The following is a 15,808-nucleotide window of genomic DNA, read 5'->3' on the forward strand; positions in this document are numbered from 1 at the left end:
CCTCCTTGTCCCTGCCGGACAGGGCGGCCACCTCGGCATCCGAGTACACGGTCTTGCTGTCCTCGGGCGGATGCACCACCGAGAGCGGACGGTAGCCATAGGCAGCCGCGCGGGCGGGATCCTGGATGCCATAGCGCCGGTTCTCCTCCACGCCCCACTCGCTCGGCTCGCTCTCCGGGGGCCGATAGGTGAGGCCGAGGCGCTTCATGCAGGTCCCGGTGGCCTCGGCCACGGCCGCCTCGACGGCTTCCAGGTCGCTTCCCTGAAGCCGGTAGCGATCCATGGGGAGAGTGATCGTGACACTCGTAGGGCTGGGAACGGCCCGTGGAGCGCGGGTGCCGGTGCCGTCGTCCCGTGTGCTCTTCTCCTCCGCGCCGGTCGAGCACGCGGCGGTGAGCAGGCTCAGGCCGGCCAGCGCGACGCTCACGGGAGCCCGGGTCCAAAGTGTTCTGCGCGCCACCTGTTGATTCCTTGATCCTCGCCTACAACGGAACGGCGGGTGAGGAACGAACCTCACCCGCCGTAGGACCTGCTGACGTCAGCGCCACACGGCGCAGTTCGTCGTCGGGCCGCTGCCCGTGAAGTAGAACGACGCGTTCTCGTTGTACGTCGGGCCCAGCTGCTTCACGTCGGTGTACGAACCGTCGCCGTGCCCGTACATGAAGTCGCAGGCGCCGCCGTACCCGCTGTAGAAGAAGATCGCGGCGTTGACGTCGTTCGCCGGGTAGGTGAGCAGCGAGGCAGAGGCCGCGTTGTTCTTCACCGTCTGCCCCTGGCCGTTACCGGAGCTCAGGAACGTGTAGCCCGCGAAGTCGGAGACGGAGCTCGTGAACGCGGTGTGCGACCCGGACCAGGCCGTGTTGAAGTAGAGCTTCACACAGCGGCTTCCGCTCGGGCAGTTGGCGTATGTGGCCGCCGACGCGTTCGTCGGCAGCAGCGCCAGGAACGCCGCGGAAGCCGTGAGCACGGCCGCCGTGATGCGACGCTTCATGTCCCTCCCCTTGTTATCCCTCGTGAACGGCCCGGTGCCGTACATCGAAGAAGATGATCAACACGTGGAGTCTACTCAGATTCGGCACGCTGTTGATCTTGTTTTGTGGAGACAGCACGACCATCGGTGCCCTGGCGGGATCCCCGTCCGGTGAGAGGCCGGCGGAGCTGCCTCGATCCGGTCCGCTGTGTGGCATTCTGTCGCTCAGGCTTACGAGTCGGGTTGACAGCATCACGGTTGCCTCCCCTAGGGAGTCGGGGGATATGTGTGGATAGCGGATCGAGCCGCGCCGATCTGTCGGACGCCGATCTTCTGGCGCGCCATGTCGCGGGAGACAAGGACGCCTTTGGCGAGCTCGTGCGCCGCCATCGGGACCGGCTCTGGGCCGTCGCCCTGCGTACCCTCGGCGACCGCGAGGAGGCCGCTGACGCCGTTCAGGACGCGCTTGTCTCCGCCTACAGGGCCGCCCACACCTTCCGCGGCCAGTCGGCCGTCACCACCTGGCTGCACCGGATCACGGTGAATGCCTGTCTCGACCGGGCGCGGAAAGCGGCCTCCCGGAAGACGTCTCCCGTCGATGACCCCGAGCGGCTGGAGCAGCTCCTGGAGCCGCATGAGTCGGCCGCGGCGCCGGCGGAGCGGAACGATCTGCATCGGCAGTTGCTGGAAGCCCTCGGCACACTTCCACCCGATCAGCGGGCCGCGCTCGTCCTGGTGGACATGCAGGGGTATCCCGTCGCCGAAGCCGCCCGGATCCTCGATGTCCCCACCGGCACGGTGAAGAGCCGGTGCGCACGGGGCAGAGCCAGACTGCAGCCGCTCCTCACTCATCTGCGGCCGGAAAACGCCGGTGACGGCAAGAAGGCGAACGAGCGGCGGAACCGTGCGGAGGGGACATCCGTCCCACCGGCAGCGGGACCGGGTGCCGCGGGTCCGGGCAATGCCGGGCCAAGTGATTCAGCTGCTGTGAAGGGCGGAGGTGGGCGAGCGTGACGTCGACGACAGACACGGCCGGGCACCCGGACGTCACCGAGCTCTCCGACCTCACCGAGGGCCTGCTGCCCACCTCCCGGAGCGCGGACGTACGACGGCATCTGGACGAGTGCGAGCTGTGCGCGGACATCTACGCGTCGCTGGAGGAGATCCGGGGACTGCTGGGAACCCTGCCGGGCCCGCCGCGTATGCCCGCCGATGTGGCGGGACGGATCGACGCCGCCCTCGCCGCTGAGGCGCTGCTGAGCGCCACGGCTCCAGAAGAAGCAGAAGGAACAACGCTCCCCGCGGTTCTCAGCGTGTCCCAAGGCGCGCGTGTTTCACGTGAAACATCGGTCACCGCCGATCGCCCCACGGGCCACGCCCGCACCTCCACCGCCGGCCCCGGCCGCAAGGACCGCCGACGGGCCGGACGCCGTCGTATCGCCGTCCTCGGCACCGTCTTCACTGTGGCCGCCCTTGGACTCGGCTCGGTCCTGCTCTCCTCGCTGAACGACGGATCGAGCGGCGGCCCCGAGGGCGAGGGCGAGCAGTCCACCGCCTCGGACACCTTCGCCGCGAGCACGCTGGAACAGCAGGTCTCCGATCTCCTCGCCGAGAAGTCCACCGGCGAGGACCGCACCCCGCGCAACAGCATGGGCGTGGAGTCCGCTCCCGACTCCAAGAAGAACCACGTCTTCAAGCAGCCCACGGTCCCCGGCTGTGTCCAGGAAGGCATCGGGCGCAACGACACCGCCCTCGTGACCGAGGAAGGAACCTACGAGGGCACCAAGGCGCTGCTCGTGGTCCTGCCCGACGCCTCCGACACCGGCAAGGTCACCGCGTACATCGTCGCCACGGCCTGCGTGAGTGACCCGTCCGTGGGCAAGGGCGAGGTTCTGCTGACCCACACCTACACCCGCACCTCCTGAGCACCTGCTCTCAGGCGCGGACGCTTCGCCTCTGTCCCGCGTGGTATGCGCTACGGTGTCGCCCCTCCGTGTGCCCGGACACAGTGGGAATGCACGCCCCTTAGGATCCGTTGGGTGGGGTGAGAGTTCTGAAAGGGGCTCCCACCGGACCTATGACGCAGTCCAGAGACGAGGAATCAAGCCGTGAGCGACGTCCGTAACGTGATCATCATCGGCTCCGGGCCCGCCGGCTACACGGCGGCGCTCTACACCGCGCGCGCGTCGCTGAAGCCGCTGGTGTTCGAAGGCGCCGTCACCGCCGGTGGCGCCCTGATGAACACCACCGAGGTCGAGAACTTCCCCGGCTTCCAGGACGGAATCATGGGCCCCGAGCTCATGGACAACATGCGCGGCCAGGCCGAGCGCTTCGGCGCCGAGCTCGTTCCGGACGACATCGTCTCCGTCGACCTCTCCGGTGAGATCAAGACCGTCACCGACACCTCGGGCACGGTCCACCGCGCCAAGGCCGTCATCGTCGCCACCGGCTCCCAGCACCGCAAGCTCGGCCTGCCTAACGAGGACGCCCTCTCCGGCCGCGGCGTCTCCTGGTGCGCCACTTGTGACGGCTTCTTCTTCAAGGACCAGGACATCGCCGTGATCGGCGGCGGCGACACCGCGATGGAGGAGGCCACCTTCCTCTCGCGCTTCGCCAGGTCCGTGACGATCGTCCACCGCCGCGACACCCTGCGCGCTTCCAAGGCCATGCAGGACCGTGCCTTCGCCGACCCGAAGATCAAGTTCGTGTGGGACAGCGAGGTCGCCGAGGTCCAGGGCGACCAGAAGCTCGCGGCCCTGAAGCTGCGCAACGTCAAGACCGGCGAGCTCTCCGACCTTCCGGTCACCGGCCTGTTCATCGCGATCGGCCACGACCCGCGCACCGAGCTCTTCAAGGGCCAGCTGGAGCTGGACGAGGAGGGCTACCTCAAGGTCGACGCCCCCTCCACCCGCACCAGCCTCACCGGGGTCTTCGGCGCCGGCGACGTGGTCGACCACACCTACCGCCAGGCGATCACCGCGGCCGGCACCGGCTGCTCCGCCGCCCTCGACGCCGAGCGCTTCCTCTCCGCCCTCGCGGACGAGGAGAAGGCCGAGCCCGAGAAGACCTCCGTCTGACCCCCACCACCCGCCCCACGCACCAACCAGTTAAGGAGCCCGCCGTGGCCGGCACCCTGAAGAATGTGACCGACGACTCCTTCGAGCAGGACGTCATCAAGAGCGACAAGCCCGTCCTGGTGGACTTCTGGGCCGCCTGGTGCGGTCCGTGCCGCCAGATCGCGCCGTCCCTTGAGGCCATTGCCGCCGAGTACGGCGACAAGATCGAGATCGTCAAGCTGAACATCGATGAGAACCCGGGTACGGCCGCCAAGTACGGCGTCATGTCCATCCCGACGCTGAACGTCTACCAGAACGGCGAGGTCGCCAAGACCATCGTCGGCGCGAAGCCGAAGGCCGCGATCCTGCGCGACCTTGAGGACTTCATCGCCGAGTAGTCGTTGTTTCACGTGAAACACGAATGGGCCGACCCCGAGGGGTTGGCCCATTCGCTTACCCGGAGACGACCTCACAGCGGCCGCAGCGCCGGTTCCTTCTGTACGGCCCCCAGCAGACGGTCCAGCGCCATCTCCACGTCTTCCTTCCAGGAGAGCGTCGTCCGCAGCTCCAGCCTCAGCCTCGGGTACGTGGGATGGGGCCGTACCGTCTTGAAGCCCACGGCCAGCAAGTGATCGGCGGGGAGCACACACGCGGGCTCCTTCCAGCGCGCGTCCCCGAAAGCCTCGATCGCCTTGAAGCCCCGCCGCAGCAGATCCTTGGCCACCGTCTGGACCATCACCCGCCCCAGCCCCTGCCCCTGGTACCCCGGCATGATGAACGCCGTCATCAACTGCACGGCATCAGGAGACACCGGGCTCGTAGGGAACGCGGTCGAGCGAGGGACGTAGGCCGGAGGTGCGTACAGAACGAAGCCCACGGGGACGTCGTCGACGTACACGACCCGGCCGCAGGACCCCCAGTCCAGCAGGACGGCCGAGATCCAGGCTTCCTTCTCCAGCGCCGGAGTGCCGGCTGCTACCGCGTCCTTGCCGCTGACTGGATCCAACTCCCAGAAGACACACGAGCGGCAACGCTTGGGAAGGTCCTGAAGGTTGTCCAGCGTGAGCGGTACGAGCCGGCGCCCCATGAAGGCTGATCCTCGCTTCCCTCGCCCGCTGCGTCACGGGCGGCTGTCAGGGCGCTCCTTTCCCTGAGCAGACTGCCGACGAACCCGCCGACCGCGCCCAGGCTCAGGCCCGCGCTCACCAGTCCGGTCCGGCTCATCGTTCGCATGGCCCCCGCCTCCCCTAAGAGGTGCCGTCAGGTGGATGCGCCATACCCAATCGCATCGTATCCACGATGCGATTCCATCGATACCGCCAGAAAGCAAAGGGCGGGCCGTGTTCCGGTACACACCGGACACGGCCCGCCCTTCGTCGGCCCACCACTGCACAAGGCCCAGGAGCTCAGTCCTCGCTGTCCTCGGCGTCGTCCTCCAGAAGGCTCTTCTGGAGAGCGAGCCGCTCGCCCGGGGCAAGAGTGTTCAGGATCCGCTCAAGGTCGTCCGGCGAGGCGAACTCGACGGTGATCTTCCCCTTCTTCTGACCCAGCTCGACCTTCACCCGTGTCTCGAAGCGATCCGAGAGCCGGGTTGCCAGATCGGTCAGTGCCGGGGAGACCCGGGCACCGGCGCGCGGTCCCTTGGACCTCGGGGCCTTCTGTGCCCGGGAGCCCATCAAGGTGACGATCTCCTCGACGGACCGGACCGAGAGGCCCTCGGCCACGACCCGGTAGGCGAGGCGCTCCTGCTCCTCCGGATCCTCCACCGAGAGCAGCGCCCGAGCGTGCCCGGCGGACAGGACGCCGGCCGCCACCCGGTTCTGCACCTTCGGCGAGAGCTTCAGCAGACGCAGGGTGTTGGAGACCTGCGGGCGGGACCGGCCGATGCGGTCCGCCAGCTGGTCGTGCGTGCAGCTGAAGTCCTTCAGCAACTGGTCGTAGGCGGCGGCCTCTTCCAGCGGGTTCAGCTGGGCCCGGTGCAGGTTCTCCAGCAGCGCGTCCAGGAGGAGCTTCTCGTCGTCCGTGGCCCGCACGATCGCCGGGATGGCCTCCAGGCCCGCCTCACGGCATGCCCGCCAGCGCCGCTCGCCCATGATGAGCTCGTAATGGCCCGGACCCAACTGCCGTACGACGACCGGCTGGAGAAGACCGACCTCCTTGATGGAGGTGATGAGCTCCTGCAGCGCGTCCTCGTCGAAGACCTCACGCGGCTGGCGCGGGTTCGGCGTGATCGAGTCGAGGGGGATCTCGGCGAAGTGGGCGCCCATGGGAGGCGCGGGAACCTCCGCCGCGCCGTTCACCGACGGCTGCTCGGTTTCATGTGAAACAGGCGGCAGCGCGGTCACCTTCGCCGCGGCCACGCCACGGTCGGTGGTCAGCACGGGGACAGCCGTCGGCGCCGTGGGTGCGACTCCTCCCGCTGCGGCCGGGGCCGCCGCGCTGTCCGTCGGACCAGGGATCAGCGCGCCCAGGCCACGGCCCAGACCAATCCTCCGTCGATCGCTCACTGGATCCCCTCCACCATGCTCGGGTCGCTCTGTACGCCGATATGGGCGTGCGTCGCGTCATAGCTGACGCCGACACCCTTCAGCGCGATTTCTCGTGCCGCCTCAAGATAGGACAGCGCACCGCTTGATCCGGGATCGTAGGTCAGCACCGTCTGTCCATAGCTCGGCGCCTCGGAGATCCGGACCGAGCGGGGAATGCTGGTCCGCAGCACCTCGTCACCGAAGTGGCTGCGCACCTCGTCGGCGACCTGGGACGCGAGGCGCGTCCGGCCGTCGTACATGGTGAGCAGGATCGTCGACACATGCAGGCTGGGGTTGAGGTGCCCCCGTACCAGGTCGACATTGCGCAGCAGCTGGCCCAGGCCCTCCAGCGCGTAGTACTCGCACTGGATCGGGATCAGGACCTCCTGCCCGGCCACCAGGGCGTTGACCGTCAGCAGGCCGAGGGAGGGCGGGCAGTCGATGAGGATGTAGTCCAGCGGCTGCTCGTACGCCTGGATCGCCCGCTGAAGCCGGCTCTCACGTGCCACCAGGGACACCAGCTCGATCTCCGCACCGGCGAGATCGATCGTGGCGGGTGCACAGAAGAGGCCCTCGACATCGGGAACCGGCTGGACGACTTCCGCGAGCGGCTTGCTCTCGACCAACACGTCATAGATCGAAGGAACTTCGGCGTGATGGTCGATGCCCAGGGCGGTGGACGCATTGCCCTGGGGGTCGAGGTCGATCACCAGGACACGGGCGCCGTGCAGGGCCAGTGACGCGGCAAGATTGACGGTCGTCGTCGTCTTGCCCACACCACCCTTCTGGTTGGCGACCACCATGACCCGGGTCTGTTCGGGCCGTGGGAGACCCTCACCGGCACGGCCGAGAGCCTCCACCGCCAGTTGGGCAGCACGACCGATGGGAGTGTCGTCCATCGGGGGCGGTGTTTCACGTGAAACATCCTCCCCCATCGACTCGGTACGGGGACCGGGGACCGGATCGGTCATCGGTCCCGCGATGTTGGCGTCGGACCGCAAGGATTCACTCTCCTCGACTTCAGGCTCGCAATGAACAGAGCCTCCCATGCCTTCGGGGTCGTGAACCAGTGAGCCCTGGCGTTCTGTGGAGAAATCCACCTCTGTGGACAACTCCGTTACCTCTCCAAGTGACCCGAGAGGCTTACGGTCACGCGGTTCGGCCGCAGCGCGGCCACGACTGATGATGCCGTGCAGCAGTGAGCGACGTTTCACGTGAAACACGATGCCTAGCGGCATCGGTCATCACCGCACGACACTCCGGGATGCATAGGTTTGACAGCTTGTGTGGAGTACGTCTCGTTCACGACGGATCAACGCCGCCGACGTGCCCGTCCCGTCCGAGCGGCCTTCGCCCGCTTCGCCGCGAAGCGCACACCACCGGGGCTCTCCCCGACCTCGACCCGCACGACAGTCGAGAGCGGATCCACGACTCCCTCACCGACATGCAGAACGGATGTCCCCACCGCGCCGAGCTTGCTCAGTGCCGTGGCGGCGCTCTTCAGTTCCTCCTCGGCGGTGTCGCCCTTCAGCGCGAGCATCTCCCCGTACGGACGCAGCAGCGGGATGCCCCAGGTCGCCAGGCGGTCCAGCGGGGCCACGGCCCGTGCCGTCACCACATGGACCGGCTGGAGCTTGCCCATGACCTCCTCGGCACGGCCGCGGACGACCGTCACATGGTCCAGGCCCAGCAGCTCGACGACCTCGGTCAGAAACGTCGTGCGTCGCAGCAGCGGCTCCAGCAGCGTGATCTTCAGGTCCTCCCGGACCAGGGCCAGCGGAATGCCGGGCAGTCCGGCGCCTGAGCCGACATCGCACACCGTCACACCCTCGGGCACTACCTCCGAGAGCACGGCACAGTTCAGCAGATGCCGCTCCCACAGCCGGGGCACCTCACGCGGGCCGATCAGACCGCGCTGCACGCCCGCCTCCGCGAGCAGCTCCGCGTATCGGACCGCGTCCGCGAAGCGATCACCGAACACCTCACGCGCCTGTTCGGGCGCGGGGGGAAGCTCCGCTGCCTCCGTCACGGGGGACCGTCCTTCCGTACTGCGCCGGCGCCGCTCGGCGCCGACACCAGAACCACCAGAACTATCAGGCTGACAAAGTTCGGCCCCGCCTGCCGGGCAGACGGGGCCGGAGGAACGTACGGACCGATCAGGCGGGCAGCACGACGACGAAGCGCTGCGGCTCCTCGCCCTCGGACTCGCTGCGCAGACCCGCGGCCTTGACCGCGTCGTGCACGACCTTGCGCTCGAACGGCGTCATCGGCTTCAGCTTCACCGGCTCGCCGGTGTTCTTGACGTCGGCCGCGGCCTTGGCGCCCAGCTCGGAGAGCTCGGCACGCTTCTTGGCGCGGTAGCCGGCGATGTCCAGCATCAGCCGGCTGCGGTCGCCGGTCTCCCGGTGCACGGCCAGGCGCGTGAGCTCCTGGAGTGCCTCCAGCACCTCACCGTCGCGACCGACCAGCTTCTGCAGGTCGCGGCCGCCCGTGTCGCTGATGATCGAGACAGCGGCGCGGTCGGCCTCGACGTCCATGTCGATATCGCCGTCGAGATCGGCGATGTCGAGCAGACCTTCGAGGTAGTCCGCCGCGATCTCGCCCTCCTGCTCCAGGCGGGTCAGGGTGTCTGCACCCTCGGCAGCGGCGGAGGTGGTGCCTTCCGTCACGGGATGGACTCCTTCTTACTTCTTGGACGGGGACTTGGGCCGCTGCGGACCCTTGCGCTGTCCGGACTGGGCCTTGCTGCGGGTTCCGGAGCCGGGCTTCTGGGCGCCCTTCTTGGCAGCGGAGGGCTTGGCGTCCTCCGGAGCGTCGGACTTGCTCAGCGATGTCTTGGTGTCGGGCTCGCCGGCCACCTTCGCAGCGCCGGACTGACGCTGGGACTTGCTCTGCCGCTTGGGCTGCTGGCGCTTGGGAGTCGCCGTCGTGGGCGTACCGTCCTCGGTCTCGACGGCGACCGGCGACTCGCTCTTCACCACAGTGCCGTCGGTCTGCGCGGCGAGACCCGCCTTGTTCAGGCCGTTGATGAACTTGCGCTCGTACTCGTTGCGGTCGCGGCCCTTGGCGACGATCGCCTTGACGATGACGCGCTCACTGCGCCGGCGCACCTTGCCGTGGTGCGTGACGTGCTTGGTCAGGCGCTCCAGGTAGGCGGCCTGGGCCTTGGAACCCGGGGTCGGGTTGTTGCGGATGACGTACATCTGCTGGCCCATGGTCCACACGTTGGTGGTCAGCCAGTAGACGAGGACACCGACCGGGAAGTTGATGCCGAAGACGGCGAACATGACCGGGAAGATGTACATCAGCATCTTCTGCTGCTGCATGAACGGCGTCTTCACCGTGGTGTCGACGTTCTTCGTCATCAGCTGGCGCTGCGTGTAGAACTGCGACGCCGACATCAGGACGATCATGACCGCGGTGACGATGCGGACCGTGGTCAGCGAGGCGTCCAGCGCCGCGACGTCCGAGGAGCTGTCGGTGAACTTCGCGGCCAGCGGGGCACCGAAGATGTGTGCCTTCTGAGCGCTGTCCAGCAGGCTCTGGTTGATCGCACCGACGGTGTCGTTGTTCGCGATGCTGTTCAGCACGTGGTACAGCGCGAAGAAGAAGGGCGACTGCGCCAGGATGGGAAGGCACGAGGAGAGCGGGTTGGTGCCCGTCTCCTTGTACAGCTTCATCATCTCTTCGGACTGACGCTGTTTGTCGTTCTTGTAGCGCTCCTGGATCTTCTTCATCTCGGGCTGCAGCGTCTGCATGGCCCGGGTCGCCTTGATCTGCTTCACGAAGAGCGGGATCAGGCAGATACGGATCAGAATCACCAGGGACACGATGGACAGGCCCCAGGCCCACCCGGTGTCATCGCCGAAGATGGCGCCGTACACCTTGTGGAACTGGACGATGACCCAGGAGACGGGTGTCGTGATGAAGCTGAAGAGGCTGGCAATCGTGTCCACTAATCATGCTCCTTGGGCATGGGACGGGGTCTCTGCGGCCGGGCTCGAAGAAACATTGTCCTCGGTGGCCGTTTCGGCGGCGGAGGGCCCGCCCTTGCGTGCGCGCCATGCGCCCCGCAGCATCTCGTGCCACCGCGGGCGCTTGCGCGGCGGGACATGGTCCACACCGCCCAGCGACCACGGATTGCAGCGCAGGATGCGCCAGGCCGTGAGCGCCGTGCCCTTGATCGCACCGTGCCGGTCGATGGCTGTGTAGCCGTAGTGGGAACACGACGGGTAGTACTTGCACACCGGCCCCAGCAGTGGACTGATCGTCCACTGGTAGATCTTGATCAGAGCCAGCAGCGGGTACTTCATCGCGCGCCCCCTCCCAGCAGCCGCTGCAGAGCGGCATCCAGGTCTTGGGCCAGCTGTGCATGGTCGGCGTCACCCGCACCGGGCAGCGCTCGTACGACTACCAGGCTACCGGGGGGAAAGACGTCGACTCGATCGCGCACCAGATGGCGAAGCCTGCGCTTCACCTTGTTGCGCACGACCGCTCCGCCCACAGCCTTGCTCACGACGAAACCCGCACGCGTCGGGGGAGCGCTCTCCCCAGGCGCGTGCGGGTCCGTGGCACCGCTACGAAGATGGACGACGAGAGTCGGACGTCCGGCCCGGCGTCCTCGTCGTACCGCGGTCGCGAAGTCCTCGCGCCGCCTCAGCCGGTTCTCGGTGGGCAGCACGACGGCATGACCTGACCGGGATCAGGCGGACAGACGGGCGCGACCCTTGCTACGGCGGGACGCGAGAATCGCGCGGCCGGCACGGGTGCGCATACGCAGCCGGAAGCCGTGGGTCTTCGCGCGACGACGGTTGTTCGGCTGGAAGGTGCGCTTGCTCACTCGGGGGCTCCAGAAATCAAATCGGTGGTGGCGGGTGCCGTCCTGGCTGTCACCGTGCGCCCACGAGTAGCTCGCGTTACGCCCGAGTGCACCGCTTCCCGATCACCGGTCCACCCCCGCATTGGCGGGGACGTGATCTGTGCCCATCGGAGGCAGGCGGCAGCAGCCATCGACAACTCGACCTGGTTACGGTACGCGGGGCTACGCCATCCGGTCAAACCAGGGGTCACCGGGAGACACTATCCACAGCCTGGGGACAACAACTTGAACCGCACCCGTCGCCCTGACTACCGTGGCTGGACTCCGATTCGCCCATCCCACCCGATTTGAATCCCGACCCGTCCCACAATCACACGTTCGTGGGACCCGTGAGAGAGCGTGCCCTGTGGCTGACGTACCTGCCGATCTTGCCGCAGTGTGGCCACGAGTACTGGAGCAACTCCTCGGCGAGGGTCGCGGCCAGGGGGTCGAGGCGAAGGACGAGCACTGGATCCGTCGCTGTCAGCCGCTCGCGCTGGTCGCGGACACCGCCCTGCTCGCCGTACCGAACGAGTTTGCGAAGGGCGTGCTGGAGGGCCGTCTCGCGCCGATCGTCAGCGAGACCCTGAGCCGCGAGTGCGGCCGCCCGATCCGGATCGCGATCACCGTCGACGACTCCGCCGGCGAGTCCCCGGCACCGCCGGCACCCCCCGTCCGCCCCCAGCAGCGCTATGAGGAGCCCGAGCTCCCCTCCGGCGGGTACGAGGGCTACGGCCGCCACCGCGGCGCCGACGGCGACGCCTACGGGGCCCGCTCCGAACAGGGCCCCGGCGACCAGCTCCCGACCGCCCGCCCGGCCTACCCCTCCGAGTACCAGCGCCCCGAGCCCGGCGCCTGGCCGCGCCCGCAGCAGGACGAGTACAGCTGGCAGCAGCAGCGCCTCGGCTTCCCCGAGCGCGACCCCTACGCATCGCCCTCCCAGGACTCCTACGGCCAGGACACCTACGGCCAGCAGCAGGACTACCGCCCGCAGTCGATGGACCGCCCTTCGTACGACGGCCAGCGCCCCGACTACGACAGTCAGCGCCCGGACTACGACAAGCCGCGCGGCAACTACGACCAGGGCCGCTCCGACTACGACCAGCGCGACGCCCGCCGGGAGCTCCCCGAGCCCTCGGCGGGACCCGGACCCGGCCCGGGCCATGCGCACCGCGGCGGACCGCCCGGCTCCTCGCTGCCCGCCTCCAGCGGCTCGCCGGGGCCGCTGGCCGCGAAGCCCGCGCCCGCCACCGGGCCCGGCGAGCCGACCGCCCGGCTGAACCCGAAGTACCTCTTCGACACCTTCGTCATCGGCGCGTCGAACCGTTTCGCCCACGCGGCCGCGGTCGCCGTCGCCGAGGCGCCAGCGAAGGCGTACAACCCCCTCTTCATCTACGGGGAGTCCGGGCTCGGCAAGACACACCTGCTGCACGCGATCGGGCACTACGCGCGGAGCCTGTACCCGGGCACGCGCGTGCGCTACGTGAGCTCGGAGGAGTTCACCAACGAGTTCATCAACTCCATCCGCGACGGCAAGGGCGACAGCTTCCGCAAGCGGTACCGGGAGATGGACATCCTGCTCGTCGACGACATCCAGTTCCTCGCGGACAAGGAGTCGACGCAGGAGGAGTTCTTCCACACCTTCAACACGCTCCACAACGCCAACAAGCAGATCGTGCTCTCCAGCGACCGGCCGCCCAAGCAGCTGGTGACGCTGGAGGACCGGCTGCGGAACCGTTTCGAGTGGGGTCTGATCACGGACGTCCAGCCGCCCGAGCTGGAGACCCGTATCGCGATCCTCCGCAAGAAGGCGGTCCAGGAGCAGCTCAACGCCCCGCCGGAGGTCCTGGAGTTCATCGCCTCCCGCATCTCGCGCAACATCCGCGAGCTGGAGGGCGCGCTGATCCGGGTGACGGCGTTCGCCTCGCTCAACCGGCAGCCGGTGGACCTGGGCCTGACGGAGATCGTCCTCAAGGACCTGATCCCGGGCGGCGAGGACTCGGCCCCGGAGATCACCTCCACGGCCATCATGAGCGCCACAGCCGACTACTTCGGCCTCACCGTCGAGGACCTGTGCGGCACATCCCGCGGGCGCGCGCTGGTCACGGCCCGGCAGATCGCCATGTACCTGTGCCGTGAGCTGACGGACCTCTCGCTGCCGAAGATCGGCGCGCTCTTCGGCGGCCGCGACCACACGACAGTGATGCACGCGGACCGCAAGATCCGCAATCTGATGGCCGAGCGGCGCTCCATCTACAACCAGGTCACCGAGCTCACCAACCGCATCAAGAACGGCTGACAACGACGCCATCACGGCGTCAGGGCGCCCTCCGGAGGAGATCCGGGGGGCGCCCTTCGTCGTGCCGGGGCCACCCGGTGTTCGATTACTTGCCGGGTTACGGCCACTCTCCACAGATTCGGGGACTTTCTTCCGTCCACATCCTGGGGACTGCGGAGTTGTCCAGATAGTGTCCACAGGCTGTGCTGTTGAAAGACCATCAGGCCAGCTCAGCCGGTTGTGGATTCGTGGATGAAGGATCTCCACAGACTGTGGACAGAGCGATGATCCACAGGGTGTGCACGGAGTTGCCCACCGGCAACCCACAGGCTGAGGCGAGTTGTCCCCAGCGATCCCCAGCTTCTCCACATGCTTGTCCACTGTTCGGCAACGCGACGCGCCTTCTCACCGAGTCGAGTGAAAGGCGTCACACGAAGGTGCCGGGTTGGGCTGTGGGAAAGCCGGGTAAACCTGGGGACGGCGCTGGGGAGAACTCGCCTCACCCTGTGCACGGTGTGTGCAGAACTTTCCGTTCTCCACAGAGACGCCCGGTTGTCCACTGCCTCCACCCACAGGACCGGTGGATAAAATTCCCGCTCTGAGCTGGGCAAACGCGGTTATCCACGGTTTCCACAGGCCCTACTACTACTCCCAACTAGAGAGAGCTGGGATTTCGTTTCGAAGGGGGTCCTGTGCACAACTCGCTGTCCGGCTCCCGGCTGCCCCTCGTCACGACTTGACCCCGAGAGGCACCTACTGTCAGTGCCGTGCGTCAGACTGTTCCCCGGTGTCCTTCCCCTCACAGGACCGACGACACCGAGACAGACGACGAAGCCAGGCAGGCCGAGAAGCGCCGGCAACAGCAGGAGGCGGCAACAGTGAAGATCCGGGTGGAACGCGACGTACTCGCGGAGGCCGTGGCCTGGGCGGCGCGCAGCCTCCCGGCCCGCCCGCCGGCGCCTGTCCTCGCCGGCCTGCTGCTGAAGGCCGAGGACGGCCAGCTGAGCCTGTCGGGCTTCGACTACGAGGTCTCCGCGCGCGTGTCGGTGGACGCCGAGGTCGAGGAGGAGGGCACGGTCCTCGTCTCCGGCCGGCTACTCGCCGACATCTGCCGTGCGCTGCCGAACCGGCCGGTGGAGATTTCCACAGACGGTGTACGGGCGAGCGTGGTCTGCGGTTCCTCGCGATTCACACTCCACACACTGCCCGTGGAGGAGTACCCGGCGCTGCCGCAGATGCCGTCGGCGACCGGCACCGTTCCCGGTGAGGTCTTCGCCTCGGCCGCTTCGCAGGTCGCCATCGCCGCGGGCCGTGACGACACGCTGCCCGTGCTGACCGGTGTGCGCATCGAGATCGAGGGCGACCGGGTCACGCTGGCCTCCACCGACCGCTACCGGTTCGCGGTCCGTGAGTTCCTGTGGAAGCCGGAGAACCCGGACGCGTCCGCGGTCGCGCTGGTGCCCGCGAAGACGCTGCTGGACACCGCCAAGGCGCTCACCAGCGGTGACAGCGTGACGCTGGCGCTGTCCGGCTCCGGTGCCGGTGAGGGGCTGATCGGTTTCGAGGGCGCGGGTCGCCGTACGACGACCCGGCTGCTGGAGGGAGACCTCCCGAAGTACCGCACGCTGTTCCCGACCGAGTTCAACTCCGTCGCGGTGATCGAGACGGCGCCGTTCGTGGAGGCCGTGAAGCGTGTGGCACTGGTGGCCGAGCGGAACACCCCGGTGCGGCTCAGCTTCGAGCAGGGTGTGCTGATCCTGGAGGCCGGGTCCAGCGACGACGCACAGGCTGTGGAAAGGGTTGACGCGCAGCTGGAGGGCGACGACATCTCGATCGCCTTCAACCCGACGTTCCTGCTGGACGGGCTGAGCGCGATCGACTCTCCGGTGGCGCAGCTGTCGTTCACGACGTCCACCAAGCCCGCGCTGCTGAGCGGCAAGCCCGCTGTGGACGCCGAGGCGGACGAGGCGTACAAGTACCTGATCATGCCGGTGCGGCTCAGCGGCTGACGGCAACGCCGCAGGTCGGGGCATACGTTTGAGCGCGTATGCCCACAGGTGTGCGTGGCCGTCCGGGTTTAGGCTCGGACATGGGTACGAAGGTGCCACTCACGCCACA

Annotated in this window: 16 protein-coding genes and 1 pseudogene; 6 read left to right on the forward strand and 11 right to left on the reverse strand. The window is 67.8% G+C overall.

Translation table 11 applies throughout. The features are described from left to right. Nucleotides 1-427 (reverse strand): annotated as a pseudogene (locus H4N64_RS42355) (hypothetical protein); the annotation flags it as partial. Between the two features lie 111 nt (nucleotides 428-538). Then, nucleotides 539-991: a hypothetical protein gene (locus H4N64_RS42360; protein WP_186287955.1), complete on the reverse strand. Its 453-nt coding sequence runs from the start codon at nucleotides 989-991 to the stop codon at nucleotides 539-541. 267 nt (nucleotides 992-1,258) lie between these two features. Between H4N64_RS42360 and sigM the strand changes: the two genes are divergently transcribed. The 4 genes from sigM (at nucleotide 1,259) to trxA (ending at nucleotide 4,424) form a co-directional block, all read left to right on the forward strand. Beyond that, nucleotides 1,259-1,984 carry an RNA polymerase sigma factor SigM gene (gene sigM, locus H4N64_RS42365; RefSeq protein WP_186287956.1) on the forward strand — a complete coding sequence of 242 codons (726 nt, stop codon included), beginning with the start codon at nucleotides 1,259-1,261 and terminating at the stop codon, nucleotides 1,982-1,984. Continuing rightward, nucleotides 1,981-2,895, forward strand: a complete 915-nt coding sequence (locus tag H4N64_RS42370; protein ID WP_186287957.1) for an anti-sigma factor — start codon at nucleotides 1,981-1,983, stop codon at nucleotides 2,893-2,895. The genes sigM and H4N64_RS42370 overlap by 4 nt, the downstream gene beginning before the upstream one ends. Before the next feature lie 183 nt (nucleotides 2,896-3,078). After that, nucleotides 3,079-4,047 (forward strand): thioredoxin-disulfide reductase, encoded by a 969-nt coding sequence (trxB, locus tag H4N64_RS42375; RefSeq protein ID WP_186287958.1) that lies wholly within the window; start codon nucleotides 3,079-3,081, stop codon nucleotides 4,045-4,047. Nucleotides 4,048-4,091: 44 nt separating this feature from the next. Continuing rightward, entirely contained in the window at nucleotides 4,092-4,424 is a 333-nt protein-coding gene (trxA, locus tag H4N64_RS42380) for a thioredoxin (protein ID WP_186287959.1), read from the forward strand. A gap of 71 nt (nucleotides 4,425-4,495) precedes the next feature. Here the strand turns inward: trxA and H4N64_RS42385 are convergent, their stop codons facing one another. The 9 genes from H4N64_RS42385 to rpmH all read right to left on the reverse strand — a co-directional run bounded on the left by H4N64_RS42385 (nucleotide 4,496) and on the right by rpmH (nucleotide 11,394). Continuing rightward, nucleotides 4,496-5,113: a GNAT family N-acetyltransferase gene (locus tag H4N64_RS42385; protein ID WP_186287960.1), complete on the reverse strand. Its 618-nt coding sequence runs from the start codon at nucleotides 5,111-5,113 to the stop codon at nucleotides 4,496-4,498. A 319-nt stretch (nucleotides 5,114-5,432) separates the two neighbouring features. Then, nucleotides 5,433-6,533 (reverse strand): ParB/RepB/Spo0J family partition protein, encoded by a 1,101-nt coding sequence (locus H4N64_RS42390; protein WP_186287961.1) that lies wholly within the window; start codon nucleotides 6,531-6,533, stop codon nucleotides 5,433-5,435. Then, nucleotides 6,530-7,603, reverse strand: coding sequence for a ParA family protein (locus tag H4N64_RS42395; RefSeq protein ID WP_186287969.1), 1,074 nt, complete (start codon nucleotides 7,601-7,603; stop codon nucleotides 6,530-6,532). The genes H4N64_RS42390 and H4N64_RS42395 overlap by 4 nt, the downstream gene beginning before the upstream one ends. 263 nt (nucleotides 7,604-7,866) lie before the next feature. Next, on the reverse strand, nucleotides 7,867-8,583 hold the full coding sequence (gene rsmG / locus H4N64_RS42400) for a 16S rRNA (guanine(527)-N(7))-methyltransferase RsmG (RefSeq protein WP_186287962.1): 717 nt from the start codon (nucleotides 8,581-8,583) through the stop codon (nucleotides 7,867-7,869). Between the two features lie 127 nt (nucleotides 8,584-8,710). Next, entirely contained in the window at nucleotides 8,711-9,223 is a 513-nt protein-coding gene (locus H4N64_RS42405) for a R3H domain-containing nucleic acid-binding protein (protein WP_186287963.1), read from the reverse strand. Nucleotides 9,224-9,238: 15 nt separating this feature from the next. Then, complete coding sequence (yidC, locus tag H4N64_RS42410; protein ID WP_186287964.1) at nucleotides 9,239-10,510, reverse strand: membrane protein insertase YidC; 1,272 nt, start codon at nucleotides 10,508-10,510, stop codon at nucleotides 9,239-9,241. Between the two features lie 3 nt (nucleotides 10,511-10,513). Next, on the reverse strand, nucleotides 10,514-10,867 hold the full coding sequence (yidD, locus tag H4N64_RS42415) for a membrane protein insertion efficiency factor YidD (protein WP_186287965.1): 354 nt from the start codon (nucleotides 10,865-10,867) through the stop codon (nucleotides 10,514-10,516). Beyond that, nucleotides 10,864-11,235 (reverse strand): ribonuclease P protein component, encoded by a 372-nt coding sequence (rnpA, locus tag H4N64_RS42420; protein WP_186287966.1) that lies wholly within the window; start codon nucleotides 11,233-11,235, stop codon nucleotides 10,864-10,866. The genes yidD and rnpA overlap by 4 nt, the downstream gene beginning before the upstream one ends. Nucleotides 11,236-11,256: 21 nt before the next feature. Further along, nucleotides 11,257-11,394 carry a 50S ribosomal protein L34 gene (gene rpmH / locus H4N64_RS42425; RefSeq protein WP_003956500.1) on the reverse strand — a complete coding sequence of 46 codons (138 nt, stop codon included), beginning with the start codon at nucleotides 11,392-11,394 and terminating at the stop codon, nucleotides 11,257-11,259. Between the two features lie 385 nt (nucleotides 11,395-11,779). Between rpmH and dnaA the strand changes: the two genes are divergently transcribed. Together dnaA and dnaN are read left to right on the forward strand one after the other, a co-directional pair. Continuing rightward, the gene (gene dnaA, locus H4N64_RS42430; protein ID WP_186287967.1) at nucleotides 11,780-13,711 is read left to right on the forward strand and encodes a chromosomal replication initiator protein DnaA; all 1,932 of its coding nucleotides are present in this window, start codon (nucleotides 11,780-11,782) and stop codon (nucleotides 13,709-13,711) included. An 857-nt stretch (nucleotides 13,712-14,568) separates the two neighbouring features. Further along, complete coding sequence (gene dnaN, locus H4N64_RS42435; protein ID WP_186287968.1) at nucleotides 14,569-15,699, forward strand: DNA polymerase III subunit beta; 1,131 nt, start codon at nucleotides 14,569-14,571, stop codon at nucleotides 15,697-15,699. Nucleotides 15,700-15,808 lie beyond the last annotated feature (109 nt).

This window comes from Streptomyces cupreus (genome assembly GCF_014257025.1).
Taxonomy (GTDB): Bacteria; Actinomycetota; Actinomycetes; order Streptomycetales; family Streptomycetaceae; genus Streptomyces; species Streptomyces cupreus.

What these genes read in the sequence shown, in the direction of transcription:
- H4N64_RS42360 (WP_186287955.1), bottom strand. Translation starts at nt 991, where the DNA reads ATGAAGCGTCGCATCACGGCGGCCGTGCTCACGGCTTCCGCGGCGTTC.
- H4N64_RS42385 (WP_186287960.1), bottom strand. Translation starts at nt 5,113, where the DNA reads ATGGGGCGCCGGCTCGTACCGCTCACGCTGGACAACCTTCAGGACCTT.
- H4N64_RS42395 (WP_186287969.1), bottom strand. Translation starts at nt 7,603, where the DNA reads ATGGGAGGCTCTGTTCATTGCGAGCCTGAAGTCGAGGAGAGTGAATCC.
- yidD (WP_186287965.1), bottom strand. Translation starts at nt 10,867, where the DNA reads ATGAAGTACCCGCTGCTGGCTCTGATCAAGATCTACCAGTGGACGATC.